Below are 19,674 nucleotides of genomic sequence, written 5' to 3'. Positions count from 1 at the left end.
ATGCCAGAACTGAATCTGCCACTGCCCCTTGCTCGTACGTTGCTGAACCCGGTCTTCCGGGTGATGCTGCACCATCGGCTGCCGTTCCCGGTGCAGCGGGCGCTGATGAACGCGGGCGCACCGCTGCAGGGCGCGCCCCGGGGCATCCATGTGGAGAAGGTCCGCCTGGGCGGCCGTCCCGCCGAGAAGGTGACGGTGGGCCCGGTCTCGGACGCGGCCACCGTGCTGTACCTGCACGGCGGCGGTTACGCGGTCGGCTCGCCGGCCACCCATCGCGGGCTGGCGGGGCTGCTGGCGCGCGAAACCGGTTGTGCGGTGCAGGTTCTGGACTATCGCCTGGCCCCGGAGCATCCGTACCCGGCGGCTCTCGACGATGCCGAGGCGGCGTTCCTGGAACTGGTCTCCTTCGGTTTCAAGCCGGAACGCATTGCGGTGGCCGGTGATTCGGCCGGCGGCGGGCTGTCGCTGGCGCTGGCCGAGCGGCTGCGCGACCGGCACGGTTTCGTCCCGGCCGCGCTGGGCCTGATCGCCCCGTGGACCGATCCGAACGAAATCCCGGACCGCCAGCGCGATCTGGTCATCAACAAGCCGTGGTCGCGCGCCTGCGCAGCCGCCTACCTGGGCGACGGCGACGGCAACGACACCGGTTACGCGCCGCTGCTCGCCGACCTGGCCGGACTGCCCGCCACCTACGTGCAGGCCGATGTCGACGAGCTGCTGCACGGTCAGGCCGTCCGCCTGGCCGCCAAGCTGGAAGCGGCGGGTGTTCCGGTGCAGTTCACCGAGACCCGCGGCCTCTGGCATGTGGCCCAGTTGCAGGCGTTCCTGGTGGCCCCCGCCGCCGCGGTCACGCGTGAACTGGGGGAGTTCCTACGGCAAGCCTTGCGACCTGCGCAAACCCGGTCCGTAGGATAGTGACGAAACACAGGTGACGGCCGTCGGATCGGGTGTTGTACCACCTGATCCGGCGGTCCGTGGGGCGTTGCCGGTAACCGTGGCGTAAATTACCCGCCAGTATCAACTTTGTGGAAGGGCAGCGATGCGAGAGTTCGAAGTCCCGGCTACCTACACCATCCCGGAAAACGCCAATATGTCCGATGGCGCCTACCGGCATGCGGAGAAGACGCCCGACCTGGTCGTTTTCAATACTCCGAATGGCAAGGGCGGCTGGAACGACGTCACGGCGACCGAGTTCGCGAAGACCGTGACCGGTGTGGCCAAGGGCCTCGTCGCCTCCGGGATCGAGCTCGGTGACCGCGTCGCCATCATGGCCGCCACCTCCTACGAGTGGGTCGTGCTGGACTTCGCCATCTGGGCGGCCGGCGGTTGCACCGTCGCCATCTACGACTCCTCCTCGGCAGAGCAGGCGCGCTGGATCCTCGAGGACTCCGCCACCAAGCTCACCGTGGTGCAGAACGACAAGCACCGGGCCACCATCGCCGAGATCGAGGGCGGGCTGGGCGAGCTGGCCGAGGTGCTGCAGATCGACCAGGGCGCCATCGCGACCCTGACCGAACGCGGTGCGGGCCTTGATGATTCGGTCGTGCACGAGCGCCGCGGCCAGGTGAAGGCCGCCTCCCCGGCCACCCTGATCTACACCTCCGGCACCACCGGGCGGCCCAAGGGCGTCATGCTCTCGCACGCCAACCTGTACGCCGAATCGGCCGCCGACCGCAGCGCCATGAGCGAATTCCTGCGGCCCGGCCGCAAGTCGCTGCTGTTCCTGCCGCTGGCGCACGTGTTCGCGCGCGCCGTCGCGCTGGCCGCCTTCGACGCCGGCGTCACCGTCGCGCACACCGCCGACTGGTCCACGCTGGTCGAGCAGTTCGGGCAGTACAAGCCGAACTTCATCCTGTCGGTGCCGCGCGTGTTCGAGAAGGTGTTCAACGGCGCGAAGCAGAAGGCGCACGACGGCGGCAAGGGCAAGATCTTCGACTACGCCACCGAGGTGGCCATCGAATACAGCCAGGCGTTGCAGACCGGCAATGTCGGCCTGGTGCTCAAGCTCAAGCACACCGTCTTCGACAAGCTGGTGTTCAGCAAGCTGCGCGAGGCCATGGGCGGGCAGTGCGAGTCGGCCGTCTCCGGCGGCGGACCCCTGGGCGCGCGCCTGGGCCACTACTTCCGCGGCGCGGGCGTCACCATCTACGAGGGTTACGGCCTGACCGAGTCCACCGCGGCGGTCAGCGTCAACACCCCCAAGCACATCAAGGTCGGCTCGGTCGGCCGCCCGCTGCCGGGGCACGGCGCCAAGGTCGCCGAAGACGGCGAACTGCTGATCAAGGGCCCGGTGGTGTTCGCCGGTTACTGGAAGAACCCGGAGGCCACCGCCGACGCGTTCGACGGCGACGGCTGGTTCAAGACCGGTGACCTGGGCGCCATCGACGAGCAGGGTTTCATTTCGATCACCGGGCGCAAGAAGGAAATCCTGGTGACCGCGGGCGGCAAGAACGTCTCGCCGGCCATGCTCGAGGATTCGCTGCGGCAGCACCCGCTGATCAGCCAGGTCATGGTGGTCGGCGACGGGCAGCCGTTCATCGGCGCGCTCATCACCCTCGATCCGGAGGCGCTGCCGGGCTGGAAGGAACGCAACAATATTCCGGCCGAGACCAGCATCGAGCATCTGATCGAGAACCCGGCGCTGGTCGCGGAGATCAACGAGGCGGTGGCGAACACCAACAAGCTGGTGTCGCATGCCGAGGCGATCAAGAAGATTCGCATTCTGCCGGTGGATTGGACGCAGGAGGGTGGGGAGCTCACCCCGAAGATGTCGCTGAAGCGCAATGTGGTGATGAAGCAGTACGCCGCTGACGTGGACGCGATCTACAACAACTCCTAGTTGTAGGGGGAGGGTTTCGGGGCAAGCCCCCGGGCCCCCGGGAACTGGAAGAGGCGCTGCCGGTTGTGCACCGGCAGCGCCTTTTTCGTGCGTTCGGCGGGGATTTCCCGGGGGCCGATGAATTTGCGGTGGGCGTACCGTCGTAGCTGGTGAGTGGGCCGCGGGCCCGCTCCAGAGGCCGACGACTCGAGGAGCAACACCATGCCGACTGCCAACCCGTACCTGATCTTCAATGGCAATTGCGAGGAGGCGTTCGTCTTCTATGCGTCCGTGCTGGGCGGGGATCTGCGGATCACCCGGTTCAGCGATATGGAGGGCGCGGGGGAGATGCCGCCGGAGTTCGGTTCGCGGGTCGCGAACGTGGCTTTGCCGTTGAGCGAGACGAATCTTCTCTATGGCTCTGATTGCCCGCCCGGACAGGACATCGACAACACGCGTGCCGGGTTCACCGTTTCGCTGGAGGTCGAATCCGCCGAAGAGGCCGAGCGGCTGTTCAATGAGTTCGCTGCCGGCGGTGAGGTGACGATGCCGTATGGACCGACCGAGTGGGCCGAGGCTTTCGCCATGGTCAACGACAAGTACTCGGTGCCGTGGATGATCAACTTCACCGGCTCGAAGGGTTAGACGACTCTCGTGACTCTCAGGGGCAAGCCCCTGAAACCCCATTCAGTGCCGGGGTCGGCGTCACCGTAACGTCATCATTCGCGCCCGCTCACGGGTCCGTTCCAGCAGTAGGGTCGGATTCGTGACCGGGCGCGAACTTCGTATTGCGAGTGGTGTGGCCGCCGGGGTGGTGATCCTCGGCGTGGCCGAAGTGGCCGCGGTGTGGATCAGCGCCGACAGCACGCCGTTGCAGGCGGTCGGGGCGACGATCGTCGACCACACGCCGGATGGCTTGCGCGAGTGGGTGATCGACCGCTTCGGCACCAACGACAAGCTGGTGCTGTTCGTGCTCATGGGCTTGGTCGCGCTGGTCGTGGCGGGCGTCGCGGGGCTGGCGGAACGGGTGTCGCGGCCGGTCGGGTCGGCGATCTTCGCGGTCTTCGGCGTGTGCGCCGCCGTGGCCGCGGTGGCCCGGCCGCATGCCGCGTGGACCTGGGCGCTGCCGTCGATTCTCGGCGTAGTCGTGGGAATCACGGTGCTGCGCAGCCTGATTCGGCGGATAGGGGAGTTCGAGACCGTCACCGAATCCGACGATGTGGCGATCGAGCGGCGACAGGTGCTGCGCGGGCTCGCCACCGCCGCCGCGCTGGGCGTCGGTGCGGGCGTGCTCGGCCGGGTGATCGGGGTGCGGTCACGGGATGTGTCGGGGGAGCGGGCCGATGTGCAATTGCCGGAGCCGAGCGGCCCGGCCGTGGCGGTGGATCCGGGCGCGGACCTGAAGATTCCGGGCCTCGCGTCCTATGTCACGCCGAACTCTGACTTCTACCGCATCGACACCGCGCTGACCGTCCCGCAGGTCAGCAAGGCCGATTGGTCGCTGCGCATTCACGGCATGGTGGATCGCGAAATCCGTTTGAGCTACGCCGATCTCGCCTCCCGCACCCCGGTGGAGCGCCTCGTCACCCTGACCTGCGTCTCGAATCCGGTCGGCGGCGATCTGATCGGCAACGCCATGTGGCTCGGCTATCCGCTGAAAGACCTGCTCGCCGAAGCTGGTCCGCATCCCGACGCCGATATGGCGCTGTCCCGCAGCATCGACGGCTTCACCGCGGGCAGCCCGCTGTCGGTGCTCATCGACGGCCGCGACGCCATCCTGGCCGTGGGCATGAACGGCGAACCGCTCCCCACCGCGCACGGCTATCCGGCGCGCCTGGTGGTCCCGGGCCTGTACGGATATGTATCGGCGACCAAGTGGGTCACCGAAATCGAGATCACCAGATTCGATCGCGCCCAAGCGTATTGGACCAAACGCGGCTGGTCGGAGTACGGCCCGATCAAGACCGGGACGCGCATCGACACACCCGCGGGTCACGGCACCCTGAGCGCCGGCATGGTCACCTTGGCGGGCGTGGCCTGGGCGCAGCATCGCGGCATCAAGGGCGTCGAGGTGCGCATCGATCAGGGCCAATGGCAGCCCGCGCGCCTGGCCACCGAACCGTCGGTGGACACCTGGCGGCAGTGGGCCTTCGACTGGGACGCCACGCCGGGCCTGCACACCGTCTGGGCACGGTCCACCGACGGCAACGGCGAAACCCAGACCGACAAGCGCCAGGACGTGGTGCCCGACGGTGCGACGGGGTATCCGTCCATCACCGTCCGCATCGCCTGACACGCCGACCGCGCGGTTTCCGGAGTGGCGAAAATGCCGAACGGCCGTTTCGTATGGATGCGCGGTCTACGATCGGCGCGGCAGTCGTCCCACTGATAGGGAGCGTGCATGGCCGGAGTGCTGGATTGGGCGCGGGCGGAGAATCTACAGCCCGAACCGGTGACCCTCGACGTCTGGAAGAAATTGCCGCGCGACTTCTGCCGATTGGTCGAAGTGGTGAACGGTGACGTGGTGCGTGCGGAAGCGCCGCCGCAGCCGCATCGCAATGCGGCCAGACGCATCGCCTCCATGCTCGAGGCCGCCGCCGAAACCCATATGAGCCGGTACAACGACGGCTGGCTGTGGGTGGGGCTGGATCCCGACATCATGCTGTGGGAATGGCCGCGAGTCACGTTGCGGCGGCCCGATATCGCCCTGTTCACCTGTTCGCCCTCGGATGTCGGGCCGCTGCCCGCGTCCCGGGTGAAGGTGGCGATCGAGGTGGTGTCGCCGGTGACCGAGCGGGTCGACACCGCGGACAAGCAGGCGGAGTACGCCCTCGCCGGGATTCCCTGGTACTGGCTGGTCTATATGGATCGAGATCGGGTGAGCGCCATCCAGACTCACGTGCTGGTGCTCGGGCACTATCGCCCGCACAAGCGCCTGACCCCGATCAGCGGCGAGACCACCATCGATATGCCCATCGAGATCCGCCTGGACTGGACCCGGCTGATCGGGCTCGTCTACTGACACGGCACAGGCCCCCGCCGAGACGGGGGCCTGTGCATCACGCCGCGGCGCAAGGTCAGTGCCCGGCGTCGGCCTTCTGCAGCGCCGGCGCGCCCTTGTCGGACTTGTCGAAGCCGATGAACAGCGCGGACGCCACCACGCCGATCAACAGGATCGCGGCCGGCAGGTACATGGTCTGGCTCAGCGCGGTGCTGAGCTTCTCCAGCACCTTGGCCTTGACTTCCGGCGGCAGGTGGCTCAACCCGCCACTGCCCGCGGCGCCCTCGCCGACCGGACCGCTGGGCAGTTGCTGCGCGGCGATCCGCGCCGACAGCAGCGCGGCGACCGCGGCCGAACCCAGCACCGAACCCACCTGGCGGGTGGTGTTGTACACGCCCGCACCCGCGCCCGCCTGCTGAATCGGCAGGTTGTGGGTGGCGATGGAGGCCAGCGGCGCCCAGATGCAGGCGTTGGCGATACCGGCGATACCGCCCAGCACCAGGTACACCGGAATCGAGGAATCCGGCTCCATGAGCACCGCGAACCCGAAGATGGTGGCCGCGAAGGTCAGGAAGCCCGCGGTCGGCAGCACCCGCGGCGGCATCTTGTCCGACAGTTTGCCGATGATCGGCGCGAACACGCCGGTCAGAATGGCCATCGGGGCCAGTACCAGCGCCGACTTGGTCGGCGACATGTCCCGCACCTGCTGCAGGTAGAAGTAGAACGGCACGAAGGTCGCCGTCACCGCCGCGCCCATGGCCGCGATGGCCAGGCTGGACAGCGCGAAATTGCGATCCTTGAACAGCCCCAGCGGGACCAGCGGCTCACCGGTATTGCGGGACTGGTTGTAGACGAACAGCGCCAGCACCACCAGGCCGGCGGCGATCATGCCCCAGATGACGCCGTCCCAATCCCGGGTATTGCCTTCCTGAATGCCGAAGACCAGCAGGAACATGCCGACCGCGGAGAGCGCGACGCCGACCAGATCGAACTTGTGCTCATGGGTTTCCAGCGACGGCACCAGCCACACCGCGAGACCGAAGGCGATGATGCCGACGGGCACGTTGATGTAGAAGATCCACTCCCAGCCCTTCCAATCCACCAGTGCGCCACCGAGAATCGGGCCGACCAGGGTGGCCAGGCCGGCCACGCCGCCCCACAGGCCCATGGCCGCGCCGCGCTTGTCCGGCGGGAAGGTGCGGGTGATGACGGCCATGGTCTGCGGGGTCATCAGGGCCGCGCCCAGACCCTGCACCGCGCGGGCCGCGATCAGCATCTCGATGGAGCCGGACAGCGCGCACCACAGCGAGGCGGCGGTGAACACGGTCAGGCCGAGCAGGTAGATGTTCTTGGGGCCGTAGCGATCTCCGAGCCGGCCGGTCACCAGCAGCGGCACCGCGTAGGTGAGCAGGTAGGCGCTGGTCACCCAGATGACCTTGTTGAAATCGGCGTCGAAGGCTTCCATGATCGCCGGATTGGCCACCGCGACGATGGTCATATCCAGCAGGATCATGAAGAACCCGACGACCAGCGCGTATAGCGCCAGCCACGGATTGCGTTGTGTGGTCATGGATTACGTTCCTGTCCCGAATGGGCGGTCGCGAGGCGCGGGGCCGCCGATGGCATGAAGTAGTCGGAATGGCATGGGGCGGAAGGGTTTATCGGGCACCGCCTCTCCGGACGGACTCCAGGTCCTCCGGGGTGAGGCAGGCGGCCCAGTCGTGGCCCAGCGGGGTGACGGGGCCGGTGGTGCGTTCGCCGGTGGCGGGATCGAAGTCCTCCCACTCCAGCGCGCCGCTGTCCAGATCGGCGATGAAGGCGCGCAGCCATTCGGCCTCGGTGGCGGTGAGCGCGGCCACGTAGTCGATGACCGCCCAGAAGCGGCGCGGCACGGCCCGGGACCGGGCCCATTCCCGCAGCGCGTCGTACTCCGCGAGCCGGCCTTCGATCCAGGTGATGCGTTCACGCAGCAGCGTGGTCACCTCGCCCACCGGCAAATTGTGCGCTTCGGCCAGAGCGACCGGGAAGATCGGGTACTCCTGCACCGGCCGGCGCAGGATGTCGGCGATCCGGTCGCGCAGTGCCGCCGTGCCCGTGCCGGTGATCCGGTAGGTGGTGCGTTCCGGCCGGTTACCGGCCCGATCGGTGCCCTCCGCGACCACCAGTTCCTGCTCGGCCAGGCGCGCCACGGTGTGGTAGAGCGAGCCGGGTTTGATCTTCACCAGCTCGTCCTCGTGCCGGTTCATCAGCAGTTGATACATCTCGTAGGGATGCATCGGGTTCTCCTCCAGCAGCGCGAGCACCGAGATCGCCAAAGGCGTCAATACCGGCCCCGCCTGCTTCCCGCTCACGGCATCCTCCACTCTTCCGTGCCAAATATTCCACGTGGAATATACGACGCGGAACATGCGCGCACAACCCTCCTTGTTTGTAGGCTGCTCACGGATTCGCTGGATGAACGGGAGTGGGCCGTGACGGAACTGGTCAAAGGACAGAACACGGCGATCAGCGCGGGGGAGGTGCTGGTGACCGTGCGTTCGGCGGCGGAGGTGGATGTTTCGGCGCTCCTGGTCACCGCGGACGGGAAGGTGCGCTCCGACGCCGACTTCATCTTCTTCAATCAGGCGAGCGGGCCGGGGGTGCGGTTGGAGCCGGGAACGCCTGGAGCGCTGCGGGTTTCGTTCGCGGGCGTGCCCGCGGAGATCGCTCAGGTGCGGGTGGTGCTGACGTTGTCCGATCCCGCCGCCACGTTCGGAGCGTTCGCGCCGCCTCGGTTGCTGGTGCGGGATGCTTCGGAGAATCCCTTGTGCGAGTACGTGATCGATGGGCTGTCCAGTGAATCCGTGGTGATCGGGCTGGAACTGTATCGGCGCGGGGCGGATTGGAAGTTGCGCGCGGTCGGGCAGGGTTATGCCGGCGGATTCGCCGCGCTCGTCACCGATCACGGCGTGAGCGTGGACGACGAACCGGCGGCCGAACCCGGAGTGCGGACCGTCCCGGGCGAGGAGAAGCTGTCGCTCGACAAGCGCGAACGGCTCGATCTGCGCAAGCGGGAAGTCGTGAAAGTGCTGCTCACCAAGGGTGCGGGCGAGGTGCGCGCCCGCGTCGTGCTGGTCATCGACAAGACCGGCAGCATGTCCAGGCTCTATCACGAGAAGGTGGTGCACCGCGTGGTGCAGCGCATGATTCCGGTGGCCATCCAGCTCGACGACGACGGGAAGCTCGAGCCCTATCTGTACGCCATCGGGTACACCCGGCTGCCCGATGTCACGGTGGCGACGGTGGACGAATGGGCGGAAACCTACCTGCACCTGTCCGGCACGCACGGCGGCATCGATTACACCCCGCTGGGCAACAGCAATCGGGAAGAGCCGATCATGCAGGAGATCATCTCGACGCTGCGGCCGGGTGGCCCGCCCACCCTGGTGCTGTTCTTCACCGACGGCGGCTTCCGCAAGAAACGCGAAATCGCCGCGCTCATGCGGGAAGCGGCCGCGCTGCCCGCCTTCTGGCAGTTCGTCGGGCTCGGCGAAGCCAACTACGGGCTGTTGCGCAGCATGGATGAAATGGACGGTCGTGTGGTCGACAATGCCGGGTTCTTCGCGGTCGACGATATCGACCGGCTCACCGATGCCGATCTCTACTCGCGCCTGCTCGGCGAATTTCCCGACTGGCTGCGGGCGGCGCGGTCAGCGGGCGTGCTCCAGTAGTTTCCGCCCGTGAGCCACCAGTTCGGTGTGTGAGTCCCAGCGCTCTTCGATCCACGCGGAATCATTGTGGGCACTGTCGATTCCGGCGCTCTGATAGCCGCTCAGTTCGAAGTCCAGCTGGACTCGCAGCCGGTGCGTGTCCGGATCGCCGGCGGGCGCCGCGGCCAATTCCGCTGCCGCCGTGCGTACTCGCTGCTCGGTCCAGCGCAGGCCGCGCCGATGTGCGTGCCGGTCGACGACATTCAGCGCCACGGCGGCCACCGCCACACCGATCAGAGTCTCCAGGAAGCGATCCCGCATGATGGGTCCCGCCGAGCCGCTCAAAGTTCCCGCCCCGCCCGCGAACATAGCGGTCGGCGTCAGGAAGGTCACCGCGAGCGCGTAATTCCCCGCGATGAACAAGTCGATGGCGAACATCAGCACCGTCAGCATGACCACCAGCACATAGCCCGACGGACGCAACTGCCACAACCCGGCGAACAGCACCAACCCCGCGATCGTCCCCGCGATACGGTGAATCGCCTTGGCGTGCCCGCGCACCCGGTCGGGACCCGCGCCCAGAATGACCAGCGCCGAGATCACCGCCCAATGCGGCCGCAACGACCCCGCCGCCACCCCGATCCCACCCGCGACCCCACAGGCCACCAGCACCCGCGCGGTCGTCGTCCAGGTATGCGAATGCGGAGAAGCCGCCCGCCGCAACCGATATCCCACACTCGGCACCGCCGGCTTCGCCCAACCGGCCCCACGCCATCGATCCACGGCAATGCTCACGCCCGTCACCAGCAAGGCCGAAACCCACCCCAGCGCGGCGTATCCCGCGATGACCGCGACCGGCACCCCGCTCTCGGCCGCCACCATCGCCGCCGACCCGGTCAATGCGAAGAACAATCCCCCGGGCGGCCCGGCCCGCAATCCAGTGAGCAACGCGACCGCCATCGTGGCGACCACGGTAATGAATACGGCGGTGACCACCGCCGCCCCACCGAACCCGATGACCGCCCGCCCCACCCCCGCACCCACCAAGGCCGCAGCCAGCAATGCCGCACCCGCCACGAACACGAACGTCCCCCGAGTCCGAATGGGCCGCCCATCCCCATACATGATCGCGAACGCACCAAGTGTGACGAACAACGCCTCCTGCGAATGCCCCATCCCCACCACAACCGCCGCCGGCACCCCGAACGCCACCCCCGACCGAACCCCCGCCCCCACCCTGCTACGCACCGACGGCACCGCGAACAGCAACGACCGCACCCGCGCCACCTCCGGCAGCGCCCCGTCCAGCTCCGATCCCGAGGTCATACCTCATATAAACACGTAAGCCCCGCTAACTATTCGCGGGCCGGTAGCTCAGGGGTTCGTACCGGTCCCGCTGACATCGGTGATGAGCCACTGCGCACCCCGATCGACGGTCACGATGTAGTAGACCGTGCTCCGATTCGGCTGCGAACTCTGCGCATTGCTGGTGTTGATATCCAGAAACACATCCACCGTGAACACCCCATCGGCTGCCTTCACGACCTTCGAGGTCACCAACGTCGGAGTCGAAACCCATTGCAACGGAGTGAGAATCCCCCGCAGCTTCGAGCTGGTCGAATCCAGTTCGGCCGAAAGCTGCGGCGTGGTACCGGCTTTCATCCGCCCCTCCCAGCCGTCCAAGTCCCGATAGTCGACCGTCGCCGCCCCCATTGCGTACTTGGTCGCGATCTCCTCGGCCTGCCGCTCATCCGGCGTAGCGGTAGCGTGCTCCGCCAACGCGGTCTCGGCCTTCCTCAACTCCGCCGCGATCCGATCCCGATCCGCCGCGATATCAGCCCGCTCCCCGCGCACCGAAACCAGCATGCCCGACACCACGACGACCGCGATCAACAAAACCGCCACCACTGCGGTCGGCACCCACCGCGCCGCCCCGCCCGCCTTGAAACCCACGTGAAAATCCTTGTCCCGCCGCCCGATCCGGCCCTGGCATCCGTGCCGGCACCTTCGCCCGCGCGCCGATCGCAGACGATACCCGCCGTGCCCCGGCTGTCACCGCTGTGGTGGACGGTCCGCCGTCGTCAATCCGGCACGGGTTCGGCCGGTTCGGTTCGCTCGTCGGCCTCGGCCGTCAGTTCGGCCATGGTCAGGAAGGGGTTGTGAGCGCGTGATGACAGGTCACGAAGCGCCGCCTGCTGGCGGTTGATCTGTTCGACTGCACGTTCGTGGGCGTCCGGCATCGGTCAACAGTAAGGCCGGCGCCCGCGCCTACACGGGAGTTCGGCGTTGGCCGGCCCCGGGAAACGGCGCGGGGCCGGATCTCGGTGTGAGATCCGGCCCCGCGCGGGGTTTCGGAGGGGGTTACACGGTCGGCGCGAAGGCCTCGGTGATGATCTCCTGCTGCTCCACGGCGTGCACCTTGGACGAACCCGAGGACGGGGCCGACATGGCGCGGCGGGAGATGCGGCGCAGCTTGCCGAACCGGGCCGGGAGGATTTCCGGGAGGTTCAGGCCGAAGAACGGCCAGGCGCCCTGGTTGGCGGGTTCTTCCTGGACCCACACCAGGTCGGTGGCGTTCGCGTATCCCTCGAGCGCCTCGTTGAGGCGGAACTTCGGGATGGGGTACAGCTGCTCGGTGCGGACGATGGCGACATCGTCGCGGTTGTGCTTCTGCTTCTCCGCGACCAGCTCGTAGTAGATCTTGCCGGAGGTCAGCAGCACGCGCTTGACCTTCGAGCGGTCGCCGTTGCCCGACTCGTAGGTGGGCTCCTCGAGCACGGTGCGGAACTTGTTGTCGGTGAAGTCCTCGACCTCGGACACCACAGCCTTGTTGCGCAGCATGGACTTCGGGGTGAAGACCACCAGCGGGCGGCGGATGCCGTCCAGGGCGTGCCGGCGCAGCAGGTGGAAGTAGTTCGAGGGCGTGGAGGGAACCGCCACCGTCATCGAACCCTCGGCGCACAGCTGCAGGAAGCGCTCGATACGACCGGAGGTGTGGTCCGGGCCCTGGCCTTCGTGACCGTGCGGCAGCATGAGCACGACCTCGGAGAGCTGACCCCACTTGGCCTCGCCGGAGGAGATGAACTCGTCGATGACGGTCTGCGCGCCATTGACGAAGTCACCGAACTGGGCCTCCCACAACACGAGTGCGTCGGGGTTGCCGAGCGAGTAGCCGTATTCGAAGCCGACGGCCGCGTACTCCGACAGCGCCGAGTCGTGCACCGCGAACCAGCCCGGCGCCTTGGACCCGATGTTGTGCAGCGGGGTGTACTCGCCGCCGGTCTTGCGGTCGATGATGACCGAGTGCCGCTGCGAGAAGGTGCCGCGGCGGGAGTCCTGACCGGTGAGGCGGACCGCCTTGCCCTCGTCGATGAGCGAACCGAAGGCCAGCAGTTCGGCCATGGCCCAGTCGATCTTGCCCTCGTAGGCCATCTCGCGGCGCTTCTCCAGCACCGGCTTGACGCGCGGGTGCACGGTGAAGCCCTCGGGTACGTTCACGAACGCGTCGCCGATGCGCTGCAGCACCGTCTTGTCCACGGCGGTGACCAGTGCGGTCGGCATGACCTGCTCGTCCTCGACCGATTCGGACGGCTCCGGGGTGTACTTCTCCAGCTCGCGGACCTCGTTGAAGACCCGCTCCAGCTGACCCTGGTAGTCGCGCAGCGCGGCCTCGGCCTCGGTCATGGAGATATCGCCACGGCCGATCAGGCTCTCGGTGTACGCCTTACGCACCGAACGCTTGGTGTCGATCACGTCGTACATGTTCGGCTGCGTCATCGACGGGTCGTCGCCCTCGTTGTGGCCGCGACGGCGGTAGCAGATCATGTCGATGACGACGTCCTTGCGGAACTTCTGCCGGTAGTCGACGGCCAGCTTGGCCACCCACACGCAGGCTTCCGGGTCGTCGCCGTTCACGTGGAAGATCGGCGCGCCGATGAACTTCGCGATGTCCGTGGAGTATTCGGTGGACCGCGAGTACTCGGGCGCGGTGGTGAAGCCGATCTGGTTGTTCACCACGATGTGCACGGTGCCGCCGGTGCGGTAGCCGCGCAGGCCCGACAGGTTCAGCGTCTCGGCGACGACACCCTGTCCGGCGAAGGCCGCGTCACCGTGCAGCATGAGCGGCACGACGGAGAAGGAGCGATCCTCCTCGCCCTTGGTGACGATGTCTTCCTTGGTGAGCAGATCCTGCTTGGCCCGAACCAGACCCTCCAGCACCGGGTCGACGGCCTCGAGGTGCGAGGGGTTGGCGGTCAGCGACACCTGAATGTCGTTGTCGCCGAACATCTGGATGTAGGTGCCCTGCGCGCCCAGGTGGTACTTCACGTCGCCGGAGCCGTGGGTGGCGGCCGGGTTCATATTGCCCTCGAACTCGGTGAAGATCTTCGAGTAGGGCTTGCCGACGATATTGGCGAGCACGTTCAGGCGGCCGCGGTGCGGCATACCGATGACGACCTCGTCGAGGGCGTGCTCGGCGCACTGGTCGATGACGGCGTCCATCATCGGGATGACCGATTCGGCGCCTTCGAGGGAGAAGCGCTTCTGGCCGACGTACTTGGTCTGCAGGAAGGTCTCGAAGGCCTCGGCCGCGTTCAGGCGGGACAGAATGTACTTCTGCTCGGCCACGGTCGGCTTGGCGTGCTTCTGCTCGACGCGTTCCTGAATCCATTGCAGCTGTTCGGGATCCAGGATGTGGGTGTATTCCACGCCCACGTGCCGCGAGTAGGCGTCGCGCAGGATGGACAGCACGTCGCGCAGCTTCATGCGCTCCTGGCCGTGGAAGCCCGCGACATTGAATTCGCGATCCAGATCCCACAGGGTCAGGCCGTGCTGGGTGACATCCAGGTCCGGGTGCGAGCGGAACTTGTCCTTGACCAGGCGCAGCGGGTCGGTGTCGGCCATCAGGTGGCCGCGGCTGCGGTACGCGTTGATCATTTCCTGGACGCGGGTCGACTTGTCGATGCCGCGTTCCTTGATGTCCTTGCGCCAGCGCACCGGCTCGTAGGGGACACCCATGCCGTGGAAGATCTCGTCGTAGAACTGGTCCGAGATCAGCAGGTTGTGGATGGTGCGCAGGAAGTCACCGGACTCCGCGCCCTGGATGATGCGGTGGTCGTAGGTGGAGGTCAGCGTCATGAGCTTGCCGATGCCGATCTCGGCCAGCTGCTCGTCGCCCATGCCCTGGAACTCGGCCGGGTACTCCATGGCGCCCGCGCCGATGATCGCGCCCTGACCCTGCATCAAGCGCGGCACCGAATGGTTGGTGCCGATGGTGCCCGGGTTGGTCAGCGAGATGGTGACGCCGGCGAAATCGTCGTTGGTGAGCTTGCCGTCGCGGGCCCGGCGGACCACGTCTTCGTACGCATTGTGGAACTGCGCGAAGCTCATGTCCTCGGTGTTCTTGATGGCCGCGACCGCCAGCGAACGCTTGCCGTCCTTGCCCTTGAGGTCGATGGCCAGGCCGAGGTTGGTGTGCGCGGGGGTGACCGCGTTCGGCTTGCCGTCGATCTCGGCGTAGTGCCGGTTCATGTTCGGGTAGGACTTGATGGCCTGCACGATGGCGTAACCCAGCAGATGGGTGAAGCTGATCTTGCCACCGCGGGTGCGGGCCAGATGGTTGTTGATGACGAGCCGGTTGTCGATCATCAGCTTGGCCGGGATCGCACGCACCGAGGTGGCGGTGGGGATGGTCAGCGACGCCGACATGTTCTTCACGATGGCCGCTGCCGGTCCGCGTAGTACCTGGGCCTCGTCCTCGGCGGCGGGCTTCGGGCCACCCGTGGTGGGGGCGGCGTTCGAGGTCTTGGCCGGAGTGGTCTGCGGGGCGCGCACCTGAGCCGGAGCCGGGGCCGGGGCGGGCGCGGCGGCAGCGGGGGCGGGCTGCGGAGCGGGGGCGGGAGCGGGCGCCACGGCCGGCGCGGGGGCGGGGGGAGCTGCAGCGGCTACCGGCTTGCTGTTACCGGTGTCGCCGGTGTTCTCCGGCGTGTAGTCGGCCAGAAACTCGTGCCAGCTCTCATCGACGGACGAGGGGTCTTGCTTGTACTTCTGGTACATCTCGTCGACAAGCCACTGGTTCTGTCCGAACTGGTCTGTTGAGCTGCTCACAGCAGGTGTTCGCCTCATTTCGTTCTTCGCGCTGCGACGTTTGTGACGTGCCCGGCACGGGTAATCGGCGGATGCGCGCCGATGCGCCCCCACTGAGGATATGCCCACCCCTGTTCGTCCCTGTCCCTGGACTACCAGCGAGTGGACACGTCTCTCAATGACGACTCGTCCTCGAACGAGAATATTCCTTCCTCGGCGGCTGCCGCAGCCCACAAGCGGGAGTAAGCGCCGCGTTGCGATAGCAGTTGTTCATGAGTGCCGATTTCGGCGATCTTGCCCTGCTCGACCACCGCGATCCGGTCGGCTTGCGCGGCGGTCGCCAGCCGGTGCGCGACGATCACCGCGGTGCGTCCGCGCGTCACCGATTCGTTCGCCACCAGCACCGATGCCTCGGCCGCCGGATCCAGCACCGCGGTGGCCTCATCCAGCAGCAACAGGTCCGGGCGCACCAGTTCGGCGCGGGCCAGCGCGATCAGCTGGCGCTGGCCCGCGGACAGCCCGCGGCCGCGCTCGCCGACCGGTTGCCGCATTCCGTGCGGTAAAGCATTGATGGTGTCCAGCGCGCCCACCGCGGCGGCCGCGGCCTCGATCTCCGCAGGATTCGCAAAAGGTTTGCCAAATGCAATGTTGCTGGCGATGTCTCCGGTGAATAAGTGAGCTTCCTGTGGAACAACTCCCAAGCGCGCTCGGAAGTCGGTGAGCGCGTAGTCGCGGATATCGGTGCCGTCCACGCGGATCACGCCCGTGTTGATAGCCCCGTGATCTGCAGTTTCGGTGCGCGGCATGTCATACAGGCGGGCCAGGAGTTTCACGATGGTGGACTTGCCGGCGCCGGTCGCGCCGACCAGTGCCAGGCTGCTGCCCGCCGGAATCCGGAGCGTGACGCCGTCCAGTGCGGGGGTATCGACGCCGGGGTAGTGGAAGCGCACATCGTCGAACACGACCTCGCCGTTCAGTTTTCCCTCGATGGCCACCGGATGTTCGGGGTCGGGGGTGATCGAGGACGGGGTGCGCAGTAGTTCGCCGACGCGCCGCAGCCCGACTCGCGCCTGCTGATAGCCGTCGAAGAGCTGTGACAGCTGGAAGATCGGCCCGGTCAGCAACCGCAGGTACAGCACGAAGGCGACCAGGGTGCCGGCCGAGGTGCTGCCGTCGGCGACCTGCCGCGCGCCGAGGAACACCACGGCCGCCAAAGCCACATCGGCCCAGGCGCTCACGAACGCGAAGTACACCGAGATGGCCTTCTGCGCCCGCATCCGGCTCACCCGGTACCGATGCGAGTACTCGGTGAACCGTTCCGCGGCGCGCCGCTCGTGCCGGTGCGCCTGCACCACCCGCAGCCCCGCCACGTTCTCGGCGAAGTCGGCGTTCACGGTGGCGGCGTCCTCCCGCGATTCGCTGTACGCGCGATCGGAGACCTTGCGGAACCACCAGGTCGCCAGCGCCAGCGGCGTGATGGTCACCAGCACCACCAGCGCCAGCTTCACGTCGATCACCAACAGCGCCACCGCGATTCCCACCACCGTCAGCAGGCTCACCAGGGTGTCCGGCACGCCGGTCTGCAGGAAGGTCGACATGGCGTCGATATCGGTGGTCATCCGGGTGAGGATGCGACCCGACAGCTCCCGCTCGTAATAGTCGAGCCCCAGCCGCTGCAGATGCGCGTAACTGCGCACCCGCAACCCGTACAGCAGCCGCTCCCCGGCCCGCACGCCCCACACCAGCGCCGTGGCCGCGACCACCCAGCCGATCCCGACCAGCAACGCGCCCGCCACGGTGGCGCGAACCAATGCCCCGCCGTCGTCCTCGCTCACCCCCGAGTCGATCGCGTACTGCACGATCGACGGGAACCCCACGCCCACAAGCGCATCCAGCGCCAGCAGCAGCACGGTCCCCGCCACCAGCCACCGCACCGGCCGCAACAACCGCGCCAGCCGGAACCCGGGATCCGGCGCGGAAAGCTCCCGATCATCCAGTCCGGGCAGCTCGGTCGCGGCAGGCAAGGACGGCAGCACGCGCCGAACTTCCTCCGGCACATCGGAACCCGACAACTCGTCAGCGGCGGTTGGGGAATCGGATGTGCCGGTGAACCCGGGAGCGCCTGAAGTGGCATCGGCCGCGCCGGTGAAACCCGCTCCGGCCGGAACGGAGTCGGCGCGGGCGGTCAGCGGCGGCGCGCCGAGGATCGAATCGGCGGGCGCGAGCGGTGCGACGGAATTCGGAAGTGGTTGCGGGGTAAAGGGATCGATTTCCGCGGCGGGGTCGCCCAGGAGCGCGGCCGCGCCGGGGAGGCGGATGACGCGGTCGGCGCGGGCGAGGGTGGATTCGCGGTGGGCGAGGATCAGGGTGGTGCGGCCGGAGGTGGTGGGGAGGGCGTCGAAGATGGCGGCCTCGGTGACCGCGTCGACGGCGGAGGTGGCGTCGTCGAGGATGAGGATGCGCGGGTCGGCGAGCAGGGCGCGGGCCAGGGCGATGCGCTGGCGCTGACCGCCGGACAGGGTGAGGCCGCGTTCGCCGACCACCGTGTCGTAGCCCTGGGGGAGGGCCCGGACGAACTCGTCGGCGGCGGCCTGTTCGGCGGCGGCGCGGATCTCGGCTTCGGTGGCGTCGGGGCGACCGAGGGCGATATTGGCGGTGATGGTGTCCGACAGCAGGAAGGCCTCGTCGAACACCACGCCCACCGCCGCACGCAGGTCGGCAGCGCGCAATTCGGCGATATCGGCGTGGGAACCCTTGCCGTACAGGCTGATCCGGCCCGAAGTGGGCGTGTAGAAGCGCGGCAGCAGCAGTGCCAGGGTGGACTTGCCGGAGCCGGCCGGGCCGATGATCGCCACGGTCTCGCCGGGCGCGACGGTCAGGTCGAAGTCGCGCAGGATCGGCCGATCGGGATCGAAACCGAAGGTGAGCCCGTCGATTTCGATGCCGAGCGGCCCCGGCGGCAGCGGCACCGGATGTTCGGGATCGGTGCGTTCGGGCGCGCTGTCGATGACCTCGTCCACGCGTTCGGCGGCGGCGCGCGTCAGCTGCGCCATCACGACCACCATGGACACGGTGCGGGTGGCGGCGGTCATGGTGCCGACATAGGCGGTGAACGCCAGGAACGTTCCCACGCCGATGGTCCCGTGCAGCGCGAGGATGCCGCCCACGGCGATCACCGCGACCAGCCCCGCCTGCGGAATCGCGGCCAGGGTCGGGGCGAACCGGGCGTCGATGCGCGCGGCCCGCAGTCGTTCCGCGTACAGCCGTTTGCCTTGCCGCTCCAGGATTTCCACCATCCGGGCTTCCTGGCCGAAACCCTTCACCACCCGCACCCCGGTGATGGTCTCCTCCACGTGCTGCGCCAGATCCGCGCCGCGCTGCTGCGCCGACCAGGTCGCGGCGTACAACCGCGGCCGCACCCGGTACACCACGAACGCCAGTGCCGGCACCACCAGCAATGCGGCGAAAGCCAGCGGCGGCGACAGCCACAGCATGATCAACGCCGCCAGCACGAACTGCAGCGCGGCCGTCAAAGCCCAAGGCCCCATGGCCAGCAGCCCCTGCACCAGCGTCAGATCACTGATCGACCGCGACACCACCTGCCCGGTCCGCAGCTCGTCCTGCCCGCGCCCGTCCAGCCGCTGCAAGGCCCCGAGCAGATCCACCCGGATCTCGTGCTGCACATCCAGCGCAAGCTGCCCCGCCAGCCACCGCCGCCCCAGCGCCGCCAGGAACCGTGCCCCGGCCAGCGCCGCCATCAACCCGGCCATGGCCGCGATGATCTCGGTGTTCCCGACCACCGCCCCATCGAGCGCCCGCTTGGCCAGCAGTGGCCCGACCGCCTCGACCGCCGCACCCGCCAGCACGGCCAGGGCCACGCCCGCCACCAGCCGCGGATGCTTGCGGGCGCGCTCCCACAACCGCCGCAACCAGCCCCGGGTCCGGCTGTCGTTCATCGCCGCCCCGATCGCCGCACCTTGTTCCGAATCCGCACCACGCACCCCGAGCACCTCACTCACTATCGACTCCCCCCGCCGTCCGGCAGCCGCACACCTCGACCCGCACCGCGTCGTCTCGTCCGC

13 protein-coding genes are annotated in these 19,674 nt (G+C 67.8%); 6 read left to right on the top strand and 7 right to left on the bottom strand.

Annotation, left to right across the window (positions count from 1 at the left end; all coding sequences use genetic code 11):
* The 5 genes from LTV02_RS21025 (at position 1) to LTV02_RS21005 (ending at position 5,840) form a co-directional block, all read left to right on the top strand.
* The gene (locus LTV02_RS21025; protein ID WP_067720171.1) at positions 1-915 is read left to right on the top strand and encodes an alpha/beta hydrolase; all 915 of its coding nucleotides are present in this window, start codon (positions 1-3) and stop codon (positions 913-915) included.
* A gap of 124 nt (positions 916-1,039) precedes the next feature.
* Positions 1,040-2,839 carry an AMP-dependent synthetase/ligase gene (locus LTV02_RS21020; RefSeq protein ID WP_233033143.1) on the top strand — a complete coding sequence of 600 codons (1,800 nt, stop codon included), beginning with the start codon at positions 1,040-1,042 and terminating at the stop codon, positions 2,837-2,839.
* A gap of 201 nt (positions 2,840-3,040) precedes the next feature.
* Complete coding sequence (locus tag LTV02_RS21015) at positions 3,041-3,463, top strand: VOC family protein (protein WP_233033141.1); 423 nt, start codon at positions 3,041-3,043, stop codon at positions 3,461-3,463.
* A 121-nt stretch (positions 3,464-3,584) separates the two neighbouring features.
* Positions 3,585-5,111 carry a molybdopterin-dependent oxidoreductase gene (locus LTV02_RS21010; RefSeq protein ID WP_233033139.1) on the top strand — a complete coding sequence of 509 codons (1,527 nt, stop codon included), beginning with the start codon at positions 3,585-3,587 and terminating at the stop codon, positions 5,109-5,111.
* Between the two features lie 108 nt (positions 5,112-5,219).
* Positions 5,220-5,840, top strand: a complete 621-nt coding sequence (locus tag LTV02_RS21005; protein WP_233033137.1) for a Uma2 family endonuclease — start codon at positions 5,220-5,222, stop codon at positions 5,838-5,840.
* 55 nt (positions 5,841-5,895) lie between these two features.
* Here the strand turns inward: LTV02_RS21005 and LTV02_RS21000 are convergent, their stop codons facing one another.
* A complete protein-coding gene (locus tag LTV02_RS21000; RefSeq protein WP_233033127.1) occupies positions 5,896-7,389 on the bottom strand; it encodes a DHA2 family efflux MFS transporter permease subunit in 1,494 nt (497 codons plus the stop codon).
* 88 nt (positions 7,390-7,477) lie between these two features.
* Complete coding sequence (locus LTV02_RS20995) at positions 7,478-8,170, bottom strand: PadR family transcriptional regulator (protein ID WP_233033125.1); 693 nt, start codon at positions 8,168-8,170, stop codon at positions 7,478-7,480.
* A 120-nt stretch (positions 8,171-8,290) separates the two neighbouring features.
* On the opposite strand from LTV02_RS20995, the gene LTV02_RS20990 reads away from it, so the two are divergent.
* A complete protein-coding gene (locus tag LTV02_RS20990; protein ID WP_233033123.1) occupies positions 8,291-9,529 on the top strand; it encodes a vWA domain-containing protein in 1,239 nt (412 codons plus the stop codon).
* Here LTV02_RS20990 and LTV02_RS20985 read toward each other — a convergent pair.
* The 5 genes from LTV02_RS20985 to LTV02_RS20960 form a co-directional block, all read right to left on the bottom strand.
* Positions 9,509-10,834, bottom strand: a complete 1,326-nt coding sequence (locus tag LTV02_RS20985) for an FUSC family protein (protein WP_269821544.1) — start codon at positions 10,832-10,834, stop codon at positions 9,509-9,511. The two genes, LTV02_RS20990 and LTV02_RS20985, sit on opposite strands and share 21 nt — an antisense overlap.
* A 48-nt stretch (positions 10,835-10,882) precedes the next feature.
* Complete coding sequence (locus LTV02_RS20975; RefSeq protein ID WP_233033121.1) at positions 10,883-11,461, bottom strand: hypothetical protein; 579 nt, start codon at positions 11,459-11,461, stop codon at positions 10,883-10,885.
* Between the two features lie 128 nt (positions 11,462-11,589).
* Positions 11,590-11,748: a hypothetical protein gene (locus LTV02_RS20970; protein ID WP_233033119.1), complete on the bottom strand. Its 159-nt coding sequence runs from the start codon at positions 11,746-11,748 to the stop codon at positions 11,590-11,592.
* A gap of 121 nt (positions 11,749-11,869) precedes the next feature.
* Positions 11,870-15,631, bottom strand: a complete 3,762-nt coding sequence (locus LTV02_RS20965; RefSeq protein WP_233033117.1) for a multifunctional oxoglutarate decarboxylase/oxoglutarate dehydrogenase thiamine pyrophosphate-binding subunit/dihydrolipoyllysine-residue succinyltransferase subunit — start codon at positions 15,629-15,631, stop codon at positions 11,870-11,872.
* A gap of 113 nt (positions 15,632-15,744) precedes the next feature.
* Positions 15,745-19,548 carry an ABC transporter transmembrane domain-containing protein gene (locus LTV02_RS20960; RefSeq protein ID WP_233041641.1) on the bottom strand — a complete coding sequence of 1,268 codons (3,804 nt, stop codon included), beginning with the start codon at positions 19,546-19,548 and terminating at the stop codon, positions 15,745-15,747.
* Positions 19,549-19,674 lie beyond the last annotated feature (126 nt).

This window comes from Nocardia yamanashiensis (assembly GCF_021183565.1).
GTDB classification, from domain to species: domain Bacteria; phylum Actinomycetota; class Actinomycetes; order Mycobacteriales; family Mycobacteriaceae; genus Nocardia; species Nocardia yamanashiensis.
The sequence above is the reverse complement of the archived record's forward strand: the minus strand, read 5'-3'. Positions and strand labels throughout refer to the sequence as shown.

What these genes read in the sequence shown, in the direction of transcription:
- LTV02_RS20985 (WP_269821544.1), bottom strand. Translation starts at nt 10,834, where the DNA reads ATGACCTCGGGATCGGAGCTGGACGGGGCGCTGCCGGAGGTGGCGCGG.
- LTV02_RS20970 (WP_233033119.1), bottom strand. Translation starts at nt 11,748, where the DNA reads ATGCCGGACGCCCACGAACGTGCAGTCGAACAGATCAACCGCCAGCAG.
- LTV02_RS20960 (WP_233041641.1), bottom strand. Translation starts at nt 19,548, where the DNA reads ATGAACGACAGCCGGACCCGGGGCTGGTTGCGGCGGTTGTGGGAGCGC.
- LTV02_RS21015 (WP_233033141.1), top strand. Translation starts at nt 3,041, where the DNA reads ATGCCGACTGCCAACCCGTACCTGATCTTCAATGGCAATTGCGAGGAG.
- LTV02_RS20965 (WP_233033117.1), bottom strand. Translation starts at nt 15,631, where the DNA reads ATGAGGCGAACACCTGCTGTGAGCAGCTCAACAGACCAGTTCGGACAG.
- LTV02_RS21025 (WP_067720171.1), top strand. Translation starts at nt 1, where the DNA reads ATGCCAGAACTGAATCTGCCACTGCCCCTTGCTCGTACGTTGCTGAAC.
- LTV02_RS21005 (WP_233033137.1), top strand. Translation starts at nt 5,220, where the DNA reads ATGGCCGGAGTGCTGGATTGGGCGCGGGCGGAGAATCTACAGCCCGAA.
- LTV02_RS21000 (WP_233033127.1), bottom strand. Translation starts at nt 7,389, where the DNA reads ATGACCACACAACGCAATCCGTGGCTGGCGCTATACGCGCTGGTCGTC.
- LTV02_RS21020 (WP_233033143.1), top strand. Translation starts at nt 1,040, where the DNA reads ATGCGAGAGTTCGAAGTCCCGGCTACCTACACCATCCCGGAAAACGCC.